The sequence below is a fragment of the Alloalcanivorax sp. genome, assembly GCF_964221125.1.
Classification (GTDB): domain Bacteria; phylum Pseudomonadota; class Gammaproteobacteria; order Pseudomonadales; family Alcanivoracaceae; genus Alloalcanivorax; species Alloalcanivorax venustensis.
Genome location: NZ_CAXPXK010000099.1, coordinates 1 through 14,111 on the forward strand (window position 1 = coordinate 1; position 14,111 = coordinate 14,111).

Sequence of the window (14,111 nt, forward strand, 5' to 3'; positions counted from 1 at the left end):
CGGTGTTCCAGTCCGACCCGGATCTGGCCCAGGAGATCGGCGAAATGCAGACCCAGGTGCTGCGCTGCAAATCCATCGTCAGCGGTATTCTGCTGTCCGCCGGCGAGGCCCGCGGCGAAGCCTCGGAAGAGACCACCGTGCACGCCTTCGTCGACGAACTGGTGGCGGAGTGGCGCACCACCCGCCCGGTGAACGACTTCGAATACCGCAACCTGTTCGGCGAGGACCGGGCGATCATCTCCGATTCCGCGCTCAAACAGACCGTGCATAACGTGCTCGACAACGCCCTGGAGGCGTCGCCGCACTGGGTGGGGCTGGAAGTCAGCCGCCGCGACGATACGCTGATCGTCTCGGTGATGGACCAGGGCGCCGGTTTTTCCGAGGCCATGCTCAGCCACCTGGGGCGCCCCTATCAATCCACCAAGGGCCGCCCCGGCGGCGGCCTGGGCCTGTTCCTGGTGTTCAATGTGGTGCGCACCCTGGGCGGCAACGTCAGCGCCGGCAATCGCCCCCAGGGCGGCGCCGTGGTGACCCTGACGCTGCCGCTGTCGGCGCTTACCATCGATGAACAGGAGATCGATGAACAGCGGATGGATGAACCGGACCGGAAGGAGGGCGGTTATGAGCACTGAGCAGCCGGAACACCAGCGAACCCTGCTGATCGTCGAGGACGACGCCGCGTTCGCCCGTACCCTGGGCCGTTCGTTCGAACGGCGCGGCTATCAAGTGCGCCACGCGGACAGCCTGGACGTGTTGCGCGAGGTGCTGAGCGAGCAAACCCCGGACTACGCGGTGGTGGATCTCAAGCTCAAAGGCGGCGCCTCCGGTCTGGCCTGCGTGCAGGCCCTGCGCGAGCACGACCCGGAAACCCTGATCGTGGTGCTCACCGGCTACGCCAGCATCGCCACCGCGGTGGAAGCGATCAAGCTGGGCGCCTGCCACTACCTGGCCAAACCCTCCAACACCGACGACATCGAAGCCGCCTTCGAACGCGCCGAAGGCAACGTGGAAGTGGAAGTCACCGGCCGCCCCACCTCGATCAAAACCCTGGAGTGGGAACGCATCCACGAAACCCTCGCCGAGACCGACTTCAACATCTCCGAAACCGCCCGCCGCCTCGGCATGCACCGCCGCACCCTCGCCCGCAAACTCGGCAAACGACAAGTAAAATAGAGAGCAATTGATAGTTGATAATTGACAGTTGATAGCTCGCGGGCAGCGCCCGCGTTGTTTTAGCTATCAACTGTCCACTATCAACTGTCAATTATCAATTATCAACTGCCTTTAAGGTACTAGCCGCGTGGGGGCCCCGCGTCCTTCGCCGTGGTATTGCCAGTGGCGGTGAGGGGATTCGGCGAGTTCGAGGACGTCGACCTGGTCGGCGGTGAGCACCAGGATGGAGAAGTCTTCCGCCGGGTGGTCTTCCGGGGTGGGCGGCAGGGAGCGGTAGTGGTCGGATTTGGGCGGTTGCCAGAGGCTGCCGGGCGGCGGGCCGCAGAAGCGCGCCCGGGCTTCGCGGTCGATCAGGCGCCACAGTCGTAGAGTGTCCTCGGGGTGCTGTTGCGGGGTGAGGAAATGCACCCGGCCGCGGAAACGCCACTGGGTGCGGCTGGTGAGGTCGTACCAGCAGGCTTCGGCGCCGGCCTGGCGCTCCAGCTGCATGGCTTTTTCGCTGCGCTGGTCGGTGGTGAACCACAGGGCCCGTCCGTGGCGCTCGCGCAGGCTCAGGGTGCGACAGCGGGCACCGCCGTCGTCGCCCACGGTGGCGAGCTGCATAAAGCAGTGGGGGGCGGCCTTGCGGGTGGCCTCGAACCAGTCTGTCCATCGCTGGGGTAAGCTCATGGGCACGCAGTATGGCGTCTTGACGGGCGCTTGGCCATTCCCCAAACGGGTGTTGGCATCGGCCCCGAAGCGGCGCTAGAATCCGCCCATGGACCGCTCAAACCTGCTTAATTCGTTCCTGCCTTTCTCCCCCGCCGGCTGGCGATGGTGACGCTCGCCCTCGGGAGTCTCCCGGTGCCGCTGGTTGCCTGAGAGTCTCCGCAGTTTTTCCGCTACAATTCACGACTTGCGATTGCCGCACCTGACAAAGACCGGGGACCACCATGTCACCACGCAATCTGGACGATTACGCCCGCCAGGGTTATAGCCGCGTACCCATGGTGCGCGAAGTGCTGGCGGATCTGGACACGCCGCTGTCCGCCTACCGCAAGCTGGCCGCCGGGCCCTACAGCTACCTGTTCGAATCGGTGCAGGGCGGCGAGCGCTGGGGCCGCTATTCGATCATCGGCCTGCCGGCCCGCGAGGTGGTGCGCATCACCGGCCCGCGCATCACCGTGAGCGATGCCGACGGCGCCGTCGTCGAGGAGCTCGACAGCGACGACCCGATCGGCTGGATCGAAGACTACCGTCTCCAGTACCGGGCCCCGGACGTGCCCGGGCTGCCCCGCTTCAACGGCGGCCTGGTGGGCTATTTCGGCTACGACAGCGTGCGCTATTTCGAGCCCCGGCTGGGCCCGGCGCGTGGCGAGGACGTGCTGCGGGTGCCGGACATCCTGCTGATGCGCTCCGAGGAAGTGGTGGTGTTCGATAACCTGCGCGGCAGCCTGTTCCTGATCGTGCACGTGAGCCCCGACGCCGCGGACGCGGTGGCCGGCGCCGAAGCCCGTCTGGACGAGCTGGAGCGCCGCCTGCGCGCGCCGCTGCCGGAACCGGAGCACCAGGTGTACGGCGCGCCGGTGGACGAAAACGACTTCGTCTCCGAGTTTCCCCGCGAGCAGCACGCCGCCGCCGTGGAGAAGATCCGCGAGTACATTCTCGCCGGCGACGTCATGCAGGTGGTGCCGGCCCAGCGCATGAGCTGCGATTTTCCGGCCCCGGCCATCGACCTGTACCGGGCGCTGCGCTATCTGAACCCGTCCCCTTATATGTTTTATCTGGACCTGGAGGATTTTCACATCGCCGGCTCCTCGCCGGAGATCCTCACCCGGGTGGAGGACGACCAGGTCACGGTGCGGCCCATCGCCGGCACCCGCAAACGCGGCGCCACGCCGCAGCGCGACAAGGAGCTGGAAGAGGAGCTGCTCGCCGACCCGAAAGAGATCGCCGAGCATCTGATGCTGATCGACCTGGGCCGCAACGACGTGGGCCGGGTGGCGGAGCCCGGCCAGGTGCGTGTCACCGGCAACATGGAGATCGAGCGCTACTCGCACGTGATGCACATCGTCTCCAACGTGGAAGGCACCCTGCGCAAGGGCCTGGGGCCGCTGGAAGTGCTGGCCGCCACCTTCCCGGCGGGCACCCTGAGCGGCGCCCCCAAGATCCGCGCCATGGAGATTATCGACGAGGTGGAGCCCACCAAGCGCGGTGTCTACGGCGGTGCCGTGGGCTACATCGGCTTCAACGACGACATGGACATGGCCATCGCCATCCGCACCGCCGTGGTCAAGGACGGCCGTCTGTACGTGCAGGCCGGCGGCGGCATCGTCGCCGACTCGGTGCCCGACCTGGAATGGAAGGAAACCATGAACAAGGCGCGCGCCGTGTTCCGCGCCGTGAATATGGCGCTGGGCGGCCTCGACCTGGGCGGCGCCAACGGGGACGGGGGGAACCAGTAATGCGCGTACTGATGATCGACAACTACGACAGCTTTACCTACAACCTGGTGCAGTATCTGCAGGAGCTGGGCGCCGAGGTGCTGGTGCACCGCAACGACAAGATCGACCTGGCCGGCATGGAAGCGCTCAACGCCGACCGGCTGATGATTTCGCCGGGGCCGTGCACGCCCAACGAGGCGGGCATTTCCGTGGACGCCATCAAGCACTTCGCCGGCAAGATACCGGTTCTTGGCGTCTGCCTGGGCCACCAGGCCCTGGGCCAGGCGTTCGGCGGCCAAGTGGTGCGCGCCCGCACGGTGATGCACGGCAAGACCTCGCCGGTGCATCATACCGGCAAGGGTGTGTTCCGCGGCCTGCCCAGTCCCTACACGGCCACCCGCTATCACTCCCTGGTGGTGGACAAGGCCAGCCTGCCGGACTGCTTCGAGGTGACCGCCTGGACCCTGGACGATAACGGCGACATGGACGAGATCATGGGCATGCGCCACCGGGAGCTGCCGCTGGAAGGCGTGCAGTATCATCCAGAGTCGATCCTTACCGAACACGGCCATGATCTGCTCAACAACTTTCTGAAGGGGGAAAGCGCATGAACATCCAGGAGGCCCTGGCCACGGTGGTCGATCACATCGACCTGTCCACCGAGCAGATGAACGACGTGATGCGCCAGATCATGACCGGCGGCGCCACCGATGCGCAGATCGGCGGCTTTCTGGTGGCCCTGCGCATGAAAAGCGAATCCCTGGACGAAATCACCGGCGCCGCCATGGTGATGCGCGAACTGGTCACCCCGGTGGTGATCGACAACCGCCGCCACCTGGTGGACATCGTCGGCACCGGCGGCGACGGCGCCAATCTGTTCAATGTGTCCACCGCCAGCGCCTTCGTGGCGGCGGCGGCGGGCTGCCGGGTGGCCAAGCACGGCAACCGCTCGGTGAGCTCGAAAAGCGGCTCCTCGGATCTGCTCGAGGAAGCCGGCATCCGCCTGGACCTGAGCCCCAACGAGGTGGCCCAGTGCGTGGACGCGGTGGGCGTCGGCTTTATGTTCGCGCCGTCCCACCACAGCGCCATGAAGTACGCCATCGGCCCGCGCAAGGAACTGGGCATGCGTACCCTGTTCAATATTCTCGGCCCGATGACCAACCCGGCCGGCGTGCAGCGGCTGGTGGTGGGCGTGTTCTCCGACAAGCTGTGCCGGCCCATGGCGGAAGTGATGGGGCGCCTGGGCGCCGAGCACGTGATGGTGGTGCACGGCCTCGACGGCCTGGATGAAATCAGCCTGGCCGGGCGCACCCATGTGGCGGAATTCAAGGACGGGGAAGTGCGCGAATACAGCCTCACCCCGGAAGACGTGGGCATTGAGTCCGCCTCCCTGGTGGGGCTGGACGTGACCGACCCGAAGGCGTCGCTGGCGCTGATCCGCGAGGCGTTCAGCAAGCGTAAAGAAGGCAACGCCGCCAAGGCCGCCGACATGATCACCCTCAACGCCGGCGCCGCCATCTATGTGTCCGGTGTCACCCGCACCCTGGAAGAGGGGGTTCGGATGGCCGAGGATCTGGTCCACAATGGCGAAGCCGCCGAGCGCATGCGCGAACTGGCGCAGTTCACTTTCGCATTGAAGGAAGAGGTATGAGCGACGCAGCCATCAGCGGAACCATTCTGGAGCGCATCGTCGAACGCAAGCGCGAGGAGATCCAGGCCGGCCAGCAGCGCTACAGCCTGGGCGAACTGGAAGCCATGGCGGGCAACCAGGGCAAGGCCCGGGGCTTCGCCAAATCGCTGTACGCCAGCGTGGCCGCCGGCCGGCCGGCGGTGATCGCCGAGGTCAAGAAAGCCTCCCCCAGCAAGGGGCTGATCCGCGAGGACTTCGACCCGGTGGACATCGCCCGCCGCTATGAAGGCGCCGGCGCCAGCGCCCTGTCCGTGCTCACCGACCAGGACTTCTTCCAGGGCCACGAGGACTACCTGCGCGCCGCCCGCAACGCGGTCTCCCTGCCGGTGCTGCGCAAGGACTTCATCATCGACCCGTGGCAGGTGTTCGAAACCCGCGCCATGGGCGCCGACGCGGTGCTGCTGATCGTGGCCGCGCTGTCCGACGCCCAGCTCGACCAGCTCTACCACGCCGCCCAGCGGGCCGGCTGTGACGTGCTGGTGGAAGTGCACACCGCCGACGAGCTGGCCCGGGCGCTGAAGCTCAACATCGAGCTGATCGGCATCAACAACCGCGACCTGCACACCTTCGACACCCGCCTGGACACCACCCTGGAGCTCGCCGAGCAGGTCCCCGGCGACCACCTGGTGATCACCGAAAGCGGCATCCACACCCGCGACGACGTCCGCCTGATGCGCAAAAACGGAATCAATGGCTTTCTCGTCGGCGAAGCCTTTATGCGGGCTGAGGATCCGGGCGCGGCCCTTAAAGCATTGTTTTTCTAGTGAATAGTTAACAGTGAACAGTGAATAGCGGCGCGGTGCTGCGCCGGTACCACCCTGAACGCAAAGAGGCCGCGCCCCAAGCCAGGAGCGCGGCCTCTTTCGTTGCAGGTGGCACGGTCCGGCACCGCGCCGCTGTTAACTATTCACTGTTAACTGTTAACTGCTCTCAGCGGGTGCCATAAACCACCATAGTCTTCCCCTTCACCGACACCAGCCCCTGCTCCTCCAGGTTCTTCAACACCCGGCCGACCATTTCGCGGGAGCAGCCGACGATGCGGCCGATTTCCTGGCGGGTGACCTTGATCTGCATGCCGTCCGGGTGGGTCATGGCGTCGGGCTGCTTGCACAGGTCCAGCAGGGTGCCGGCGACGCGACCGGTGACGTCCAGGAACGCCAGGTCGCCGACCTTGCGGGTGGTGGCGCGCAGGCGTCCGGCGATCTGCGCGGATACCGCGAACAGGATCTCGGCGTCCTCGCGGGCCAGCTGGCGGAATTTGGGGTAGCTGACCTCCGCCACCTCGCACTCGGTTTTCGCTTTCACCCAGGCGGAACGGGACGGATCGGCCTCGAACAGGCCCATCTCACCGAAGAAGTCGCCTTCATTCAGGTAGGCCATGATCATCTCACGGCCATCGTCGTCCTCGATCATCACCGTCACGGAGCCCTTGAGGATGTAGTACAGGGCGTCCGACTCGTCACCGGCGTAGATGATGGTGCTTTTGGCCGGGTACTTTCGGCGATGACAGTTGGCGAGAAATTGGTCCAGATTTGGAATTATCTTGTTACCGTCGCTCATGGGCTCTCTGCTTCTGGGCACGCTGCTTAAAAGCCGGAAAAAAGTCTTAGCTATTTAAGCTTATGGAGTTTGCCTGTTTTTCACGTGACTGCCAAGGGAACCGGTCCACAGTCTGCCGCTTCGCCGCGCCGCGCGCCAGCCCGGCGCTGTTCTACGTTCGCCGGGGTATGGCGTGGGGGTGGTCTGTGGTAGTCTTCGCGGCCATTCCGCGAGGGCGTGAGCAGGAGACTCGAATGAAAGCGGTGGTTGATTGGCAGGGCGATGTCTGTTTCCAGGCCGAGTCGGAAACCGGCCATACTCTGGTGATGGACGGACCGCCGGATCACGGCGGCAAAAACCGTGGCGCGCGGCCCATGGAAACCGTTCTGATGGGCGTCGGTGGCTGCTCCAGCTTCGATGTGGTGCACATCCTGCGCAAGGCCCGCCAGGACGTGACCGGTTGCCGCTGCGAAATGGAAGCGGAACGGGCCGAAAACGAGATTCCGGCCGTTTTTACCAAAATTCACCTGCATTTCCGGGTCAGTGGCAATAACCTCAAGGAAAATCAGGTGAAACGGGCCGTGGAACTGTCCGCGGAGAAGTACTGCTCCGCCGCCATTATGCTCACACGCGGTGGCGTGGAAGTGACGCACAGCTACAGCATCGAATCCTGATAACGGCCAGCGGGGAAATAACGCCGTGGTGAAAGATCCCAATCCCAAGATTTCGGTCCATGGTTTTAACAACCTGACCAAGTCCCTCAGCTTTAATATCTTCGATATCGCCTATGCGAAAACCGAGCAGCATCGCAAGGAATACATCGAGTATATCGACGAGCTGTACAACGCCGAGCGTCTCACCGAGATCCTCACCAACGTGACCCGGATCATCGGCGCCAATATTCTCAATATTGCCCGCCAGGATTACGATCCCCAGGGCGCCAGCGTGACCATGCTGATCGCCGAGCACGAATCCCCGCCCACCGACGGCGACTGGGACGAAGAGGCGCCGGGGCCGCTGCCGGATTCGGTGGTCGCCCACCTGAACAAGAGCCACGTGACGGTGCACACCTATCCGGAGTCGCACCCGGACAACGGCATCTCCACCTTCCGGGTGGACGTGGATGTCTCCACCTGCGGGGTGATTTCACCGCTGCGGGCACTGAACTACCTGATCCACAGCTTCGATTCCGACATCGTCACCATCGACTACCGGGTACGCGGCATGACCCGCGACGTGGACGGCACCAAGCACTACATCGACCACGACATCAACTCGATTCAGAACTTCCTCACCGAGGACACCCAGAACGGGTATCAGATGATCGATGTGAACGTGTACCAGGAGAACATCTTCCACACCAAGATGCTGCTCAAGGAATTCGACATCAACAACTACCTGTTCGGCGCCGGCAGCGACGAGTTCGACGACAAGGAACTCGCCGACATCCGCGAACGCCTGCAGACCGAAATGCTCGAAATCTTCTACAGCCGCAACATGTGAAAACGGCAGTTAATAGTTAACAGTGAACAGTTAACAGCTCGCGGGCGAAGCTTCGAGCCAAGACTGAAACGCATGAGGCCGCGTACCCAGGTGGGGCGCGGCCTCATTCGTTTCAGGACGGGAAATGCGCTATCGCGCAACTATTAACTGTTCACTGTTAACTATTAACTGCTTCAGATTCTGTAGGTGGTGAAGGTCATGACTTTGCTCATCAGCGCCATGGCGCCTTTGATGGGCGGCGGCAGGGGGGCGCCGCCGGCGCCTTCGGCGGTGACCGCGTGGCGCAGCTCGTCCTCGCGCATCTGCTCCAGGATGGCGCGGCTGCGCCGGTCGCCGGCGGGCAGGCGGGTGAGGTGGTTCTCCCGGTGGCGCACCACCTGGTGCTCGGTCTCCGAGACGAAGCCCAGGCTCCAGCGGTCGCCGGCCAGGCCGGCGCCGGCGCCGAGGGCGTAGCTGACCGCGTAGAACAGCGGGTTCAGCCGGCTGGGCACGCCGCCCAGCTCGCGGATGCGGTCGTCGCACCAGGCCAGATGATCCTCCTCCTCCCGGGCCGCCGCCTCCATGGCGTGGCGCACATGGGGCAGGGTGGCGGTGCTGGCCTGGCCCTGATAGAGCGCCTGGGCGCACACTTCGCCGGTGTGGTTGATGCGCATCAGCCCGGTGACGTGGCGGCGCTCGCTGGGGTTGAGCGGCGCCTCCGGCTGCGGGTCCGCGTTGGGCGGCTGGCGCTCGGCGCGGGCGGAGCCCGGCGTCAGGGTGCGCAGGGCGCTGTCCACGCGGCTCAGCAGGCGATCCATGGGGCTAAAGTGTCGTTCGGTCATCGTTCCGGTCTCCGGGCACCAGTCACGGGCATGCTAGCATAACCGCTTCATTGACCAGTGAAACAGAGGGCCAGGGCATCATGCACATCAGTCCCGCGGTGGCCGGCACCGACCGCAGCGTGTCCGCCGCCTTTGTCGACTCGGTGCTGCCGGATCTGCTCGCGCACTATCGCTTGCAGCGGGCCACGGTGCTGGAACAGGCGGGCATCGACGGCGCCGTGTTCAACGACCCGGGGCGGCTGCTGCCGCTGCTCGATGTGATGCGCCTGTTTCTGGTGATTCTGGAAGCCTGCGGCGACCCCGGCCTGGGCTTTGAAACCGGGCGCCGGGTGCGGCCCCGTTCCTACCAGGTGCTGGGCTACGTGATTCTCGCCAGCCGCGATCTGGACGAAGCCATCGAGCGGCTGATGCGCTTCGAGAAGCTGTCCGGCAATCTGGGACGCACCGAACGCCATGACGAGGGTGACCAGGTGCGTCTGTGCTGGCGGTGCCCGGTGGCGGGGGAGCCGGGCCGCATGCTCACCGAGGCGGCGATCACCGGCTGGGTGACCTTCATGCGCCCGCTGATGCCGCCCGGCGCGGCCCCGGCGGAGGTGTGCTTCCGCCATCCGCCGCCGGCGGACGCGGCCCGTTACCGGGACTGGTTCCAGGCGCCGGTGCGATTTAACGCCGACTTCGACGGCGTGCGTTTGCCGGCCGCGCTGCTGCGCCACTCCCTGGAAAGCGCCGACCCGGGGCTGGGGCGGATGATGGAGAAAGAAGCCGGGGCCCTGCTGGCGGACTTCGACGCCCACGGCAATCTGCTCAGCCGGGTGCGCTCGGCGATCTACCGGCGTCTGGGCAGTGGCGACCCGTCCGTGGACGCGGTGGCCGCGGAACTGGGGCTCACCGTGCGCACCCTGCAGAGCCGGCTGCAGCGCCAGGGGCTGGCCTATCAGGAAGTGCTCGACGGCCTGCGCCGCAGCCTGGCCGAGCTCTACCTGCGAGACCCGGCGCTCAACCTGACCGAGATCGCCCTGTTGCTGGGGTTCGCCGAGTCCAGCTCGTTCAGCCGCGCTTTCCGCCGCTGGCGCGGCGAGTCGCCGGTCAGTTGGCGTCGCCGTCTGCCGCGCCCGGATCCTTCCGGGTAAAGCGCACCAGCGCCTCTCGCAGCACGCTCATCTCCACCGGTTTGGGGATGTGCGCGTTCATCCCCGAGGCCAGGCTGCGCTCGCGGTGCTCGCGCAGAATGTGGGCGGTGAGGGCGACGATCGGCACCGCCACCAGGCCCTGGCGGCGCTCGTACTCACGGATCCGCTGGGTGGCCTCGAAGCCGTCCATCTCCGGCATCTCGCAATCCATCAGGATCAGGTCGTAGCGCTTTTCGGTGGCCATCGCCAGGGCTTCCTTGCCGTTGGCGGCCAGGTCCGCGCTCAGCCCCAGCTTGCTGAGCATGCCGCGAATCACCTTCTGGCTGAGCTTGTGATCCTCCACCACCAGCAGTTTGAGCGCCGGGTCCGGGGTTTCCGGCTGCCCCTGTTCGCGCACCGGCCGGCGCAGGCCCATTTCCTCCGCCAGCGCCTGCTTCAGGCGCGGCGCCGACACCGGCTTGGTGAGCACCCGGTGGATGCTCACGTTGCGCGCTTCGGTGGCGGTGGGGGCGTTGTTCACGCCGGTGAGCATGATCAGCGTGGTGGGGTGGGTGATCACCGGGTCCTCGTGGATGCGCGCCGCCAGCTGCAGGCCGTTCATGCCCGGCATGTGGTGGTCCAGCAGCACGATGTCGTAGGGTTCGTTGATGTTGGCCTGGGTGCGCAGCGACGCCAGCGCCTCGCGCGGGTCGTGGCAGGCGGTGACGCGCATGCCCCAGCCCAGGGCCAGATGGCGGATCACCCGGGTGACGGTGCTGGAGTCGTCGACCACCAGCATGCTGCGGCCCTGCAGCGCGCTGATGTCGGTGTCCGGGCCGCTGGGCGGCGCCTCCATGGCCGGCAGCGGCAGCACGAACCAGTAGGCCACGTCGCCGCCGTGCTCGTCGCGCTCGCCGGCGCGGCCCTGCATGGCCTCCACCAGTTGCTCGGCGATCGACAGGTTGAGGTTGCTGCTGTCCTGGCGGGCGGCGGGGTCGCGCAGCGCCCGGAAGGTGCCGGGCCGCAACGCCGTGCCGCTGAATTCGAAGCGCACCTGGCCGGCCCGGCCGGTGGGCTCCAGGGAAATGTCGATGATCAGCTCGCCGGGCTGCGCGTGGCGTATGAAGGCGCCCATCAGGTTGGTGAGCACCTGGCGCAGCCGGCCGGGGTCGCCCTCCATGCGCGCCGGCAGGTTGGTGTGCACGTGGGTGATCAGCTCCACCTGCTTCTCTTCCGCCCGCTCGCGGAACAGATCCACCGCGCCCATCAGCAGCTCGTTGGCGTCCAGGGCCTCGCGGTTGATGTCGGCGCCCTGGTCGGACAGCTGTGAGTATTCCAGTACATCGTTGATGATCTTGAGCAGGCTCTCGCCGGCATTGCGGATGCCGCCCACGCAGTCCTTCTGGTTGGGCGTCAGCGGCGTGTCCTCAAGAATTTCGGCCATGCCGAGAATGCCGCTCAGCGGCGTGCGCACGTCGTGCCCCATGCGCGCCAGGGTCTCCCGGCGGGTGGTGTCGACGGTGTCCGCCACGCTCTGGCTGCGCCGGTGCTCCATCTTCACATGCAGGTGCTGGTGGTGCTGGATGCGCAGGCCGGCGGCCTGGATAAAGCCGGCCAGGTTGACGGTGATCATCACGCACAGGCCCAGGTCCACGTTGCTCTGCACCAGGCCGAGCATGGTCAGGCAGCCCAGCACCACCGGGCTGCCCACCAGCAGGCTGGTAAAGAAATACAGGGCGCCCAGCGGCACCTCGCGGTGCCAGGCCTGGTAGCCCAGGGCCACCAGCAGAGCGGCGGCGGCCAGGCCCAGCCCGAAGGCGGCGGCCAGGGCGCCGGCGATCGGCAGCCAGGGCACCGCCACCAGAAACAGCAGCGCCAGCAGGGTCAGGCCGCGCAGCAGGCGGTCCAGCAGCGGCGTGTTGTGGCGGCTGTCCACGAAGGTTCGGCCGACGCCGCTGGCGCCGATGATCGCCAGCATCAGGCTGCCCATCTTCAGTTGCGGCAGCCAGGCGCCGATCAGCGAGTGGCCGGCCAGGATGCCGGACGAAAACAGCACCAGGCCGGCCAGGGCGAGCAGGAAGCCGGCATGGTAACCGTGGCTGATGCCGCCGCGCATCAGCGCCACCAGGCCGTTATAGACGGCCAGCGCCAGCATCACGCCGAACAGCAGCCAATAGAGTGCGAACAGCGGGTCGTTGCCGAGCGCCGCCGGCAGGGTGCTCAGGTTGATGGAGTAGATCAGGCTGCCGCGCGGATTGACCCGCCAGTAGAACACCTGGGGTTCGCCGGGGGGCAGGTCGACCAGATAGACCGGCGTGCGGTGCACGAAGCGCTCGCCGGGCCCGGCGGGGCGGTAGCCGCCGTCGCCGGGCAGGAAGAATTCACTGTCGAAGTAGTGGCGGGGCCCCTGCATCAGGGCAAAGCGGCGCTGGTCGCCCAGTTCGTTCTGCACCGCGATGCGTATCCACCAGGGGTGGTCGCTCAGGCCCAGCCGTTCCACGAACCGCGAGGCGGGTTTGAAGCGGCCCTCGAAATCGCCGGCGGTGACCGCCTCCAGGCTCAGGGTGCCTTCCGGGTCGGGCAGGTATTCCGAATAGATGGTGAGGCGTGCGTTGTCGGGCAGGCTGCTGACCACGTAGGGGGGCGGCGGCGCCGCCTGGACGGCGGTCGCCAGCAGCATCAGCAGGGCCGGCAGCCAGCACAGCCAGGCCGGGGGCCGTGACGGCCGGTGGCGTTCAGCTTTCGGCGTTGGCCGCCATGTTCCGTTCGCTGTGTTGTTGTTCTTCCCTAGTGTCATCATGTCCCCGATCCAGCACATAGGCGTCCAAGCCCGCCTCGGAGAGGATATAGGCTCCCAGTTCACTGCGTCGACCTTCGGCGCAGAGGATGTAGGTGAATTCCTGCTCCAGGCGGGGCGCCTGCTCGCGCAATTGGTTGAGCGGCAGGTTGCGGGCACCGGGGATCAGGTCATGGCGTGCCTCCATGGGCAGGCGCACGTCGATCAGCACATGGGCGCGTTCGCCCTCCAGCACGCGGTCTTCCAGCTGGTCCTCGCTGAGGCGGCGGATCACCGTGGCCTGCAGAATGGCCTGGAAGTCGGCTTTGTCCAGGCACATCAGTTCGCCGTCGCTGGTCATGGTCACGGTGGCGTTGCGCGGCTGGTCGCTGATCAGGGCGTCCTCGCCGAAGAAGCGGCCGGCGGCCAGGCCGGCCACCGGCTGATCGCCGCCGGCGCTGGCGCGGCTGACCATCGCCTTGCCGCGTTTGATCACGTAGAAGGTGTCGCCGCTTTCGCCTTCGCGCACCACGGTTTCGCCCAGTTCCACCTCGCGGGGCTGGAACTTCACGAACAGGGCGTGCAGCTTGGCCGGCGGCATTTGCGCGAACAGCCCCGAGGCCAGCAGCGCGTCCATCCAGTTATGGTCCTCGCCGTCGCTGTCGTGCTCGCCGGGCATCAGTTCGGTGGCCTGGGTCCAGGCCATCAGCAGGTCCAGCTTGTCCCGGTCGATGCTGTAGAGGGTGGCGCTGTCGCGGGTGATGGCGTTGACCGTATGACGGGGGTAGTTGTCCACGGCCAGGTAGTTCTCATCGTCGTCGGCGGCGAACGGGCGCACCGTGAAGCCGGCATCGATCAGATCCAGTTCGCCGTCGATCAGGAAGTAGGCCTTGTCGCCGCTCTGGCCGCGCTTGAACAGCAACCGGCCGGCGGGGAGCCGGTGCACGGTGATCTGCTGTTCGATTTCGCGCAGGTGCGACGGGCTCAGGCCGTCGAAGGGAATAAAGGCGCTCAGGCGGGACACGTCGGGCGTGCCGGCGGTGTCCACCGATGTGGATGCGGTCATGGCTCCCCCGG

General features: G+C 66.2%; 14 protein-coding genes. 9 read left to right on the top strand and 5 right to left on the bottom strand.

Going from position 1 to position 14,111, the window contains the following annotated elements:
- Both ACEQZD_RS12065 and ACEQZD_RS12070 read left to right on the top strand, forming a co-directional pair.
- Nucleotides 1–632 (top strand): sensor histidine kinase (locus ACEQZD_RS12065; protein ID WP_370185809.1); only part of this gene is annotated, 632 nt, incomplete at its 5' end.
- Complete coding sequence (locus ACEQZD_RS12070; RefSeq protein WP_194855954.1) at nucleotides 622–1,173, top strand: response regulator transcription factor; 552 nt, start codon at nucleotides 622–624, stop codon at nucleotides 1,171–1,173. The genes ACEQZD_RS12065 and ACEQZD_RS12070, both read left to right, overlap by 11 nt.
- A gap of 111 nt (nucleotides 1,174–1,284) precedes the next feature.
- Here the strand turns inward: ACEQZD_RS12070 and ACEQZD_RS12075 are convergent, their stop codons facing one another.
- Complete coding sequence (locus tag ACEQZD_RS12075; RefSeq protein WP_370185812.1) at nucleotides 1,285–1,842, bottom strand: pyridoxamine 5'-phosphate oxidase family protein; 558 nt, start codon at nucleotides 1,840–1,842, stop codon at nucleotides 1,285–1,287.
- A gap of 263 nt (nucleotides 1,843–2,105) precedes the next feature.
- On the opposite strand from ACEQZD_RS12075, the gene trpE reads away from it, so the two are divergent.
- The 4 genes from trpE to trpC are packed head-to-tail and all read left to right on the top strand — an operon-like array spanning nucleotide 2,106 to nucleotide 6,050.
- A complete protein-coding gene (gene trpE / locus ACEQZD_RS12080) occupies nucleotides 2,106–3,617 on the top strand; it encodes an anthranilate synthase component I (protein WP_370185815.1) in 1,512 nt (503 codons plus the stop codon).
- Nucleotides 3,617–4,207, top strand: a complete 591-nt coding sequence (locus ACEQZD_RS12085) for an aminodeoxychorismate/anthranilate synthase component II (protein ID WP_194855957.1) — start codon at nucleotides 3,617–3,619, stop codon at nucleotides 4,205–4,207. The genes trpE and ACEQZD_RS12085 overlap by 1 nt, the downstream gene beginning before the upstream one ends.
- Entirely contained in the window at nucleotides 4,204–5,247 is a 1,044-nt protein-coding gene (gene trpD / locus ACEQZD_RS12090) for an anthranilate phosphoribosyltransferase (RefSeq protein ID WP_335629758.1), read from the top strand. The genes ACEQZD_RS12085 and trpD overlap by 4 nt, the downstream gene beginning before the upstream one ends.
- Nucleotides 5,244–6,050: an indole-3-glycerol phosphate synthase TrpC gene (gene trpC, locus ACEQZD_RS12095; RefSeq protein WP_194855959.1), complete on the top strand. Its 807-nt coding sequence runs from the start codon at nucleotides 5,244–5,246 to the stop codon at nucleotides 6,048–6,050. The genes trpD and trpC overlap by 4 nt, the downstream gene beginning before the upstream one ends.
- A gap of 166 nt (nucleotides 6,051–6,216) precedes the next feature.
- On the opposite strand, the gene crp is transcribed toward trpC, so the two are convergent.
- Nucleotides 6,217–6,846, bottom strand: a complete 630-nt coding sequence (gene crp, locus ACEQZD_RS12100) for a cAMP-activated global transcriptional regulator CRP (protein ID WP_067611683.1) — start codon at nucleotides 6,844–6,846, stop codon at nucleotides 6,217–6,219.
- 233 nt (nucleotides 6,847–7,079) lie between these two features.
- Here crp and ACEQZD_RS12105 point away from each other — a divergent pair, with 233 nt between their 5' ends.
- Together ACEQZD_RS12105 and speD are read left to right on the top strand one after the other, a co-directional pair.
- Nucleotides 7,080–7,499, top strand: coding sequence for an OsmC family protein (locus ACEQZD_RS12105; RefSeq protein ID WP_194855960.1), 420 nt, complete (start codon nucleotides 7,080–7,082; stop codon nucleotides 7,497–7,499).
- Nucleotides 7,500–7,524: 25 nt separating this feature from the next.
- Nucleotides 7,525–8,328 (top strand): adenosylmethionine decarboxylase, encoded by an 804-nt coding sequence (gene speD, locus ACEQZD_RS12110; RefSeq protein WP_142947281.1) that lies wholly within the window; start codon nucleotides 7,525–7,527, stop codon nucleotides 8,326–8,328.
- Between the two features lie 173 nt (nucleotides 8,329–8,501).
- On the opposite strand, the gene coq7 is transcribed toward speD, so the two are convergent.
- Nucleotides 8,502–9,149: a 2-polyprenyl-3-methyl-6-methoxy-1,4-benzoquinone monooxygenase gene (gene coq7, locus ACEQZD_RS12115; protein WP_370185821.1), complete on the bottom strand. Its 648-nt coding sequence runs from the start codon at nucleotides 9,147–9,149 to the stop codon at nucleotides 8,502–8,504.
- Between the two features lie 80 nt (nucleotides 9,150–9,229).
- On the opposite strand from coq7, the gene ACEQZD_RS12120 reads away from it, so the two are divergent.
- The gene (locus ACEQZD_RS12120) at nucleotides 9,230–10,279 is read left to right on the top strand and encodes an AraC family transcriptional regulator (RefSeq protein ID WP_142947279.1); all 1,050 of its coding nucleotides are present in this window, start codon (nucleotides 9,230–9,232) and stop codon (nucleotides 10,277–10,279) included.
- Here ACEQZD_RS12120 and ACEQZD_RS12125 read toward each other — a convergent pair.
- Together ACEQZD_RS12125 and ACEQZD_RS12130 are read right to left on the bottom strand one after the other, a co-directional pair.
- Nucleotides 10,236–12,938 (bottom strand): response regulator, encoded by a 2,703-nt coding sequence (locus tag ACEQZD_RS12125; protein ID WP_255442107.1) that lies wholly within the window; start codon nucleotides 12,936–12,938, stop codon nucleotides 10,236–10,238. The two genes, ACEQZD_RS12120 and ACEQZD_RS12125, sit on opposite strands and share 44 nt — an antisense overlap.
- A 55-nt stretch (nucleotides 12,939–12,993) precedes the next feature.
- Nucleotides 12,994–14,100: a cyclic nucleotide-binding domain-containing protein gene (locus ACEQZD_RS12130; RefSeq protein ID WP_142947278.1), complete on the bottom strand. Its 1,107-nt coding sequence runs from the start codon at nucleotides 14,098–14,100 to the stop codon at nucleotides 12,994–12,996.
- Between the last annotated feature and the right edge of the window lie 11 nt (nucleotides 14,101–14,111).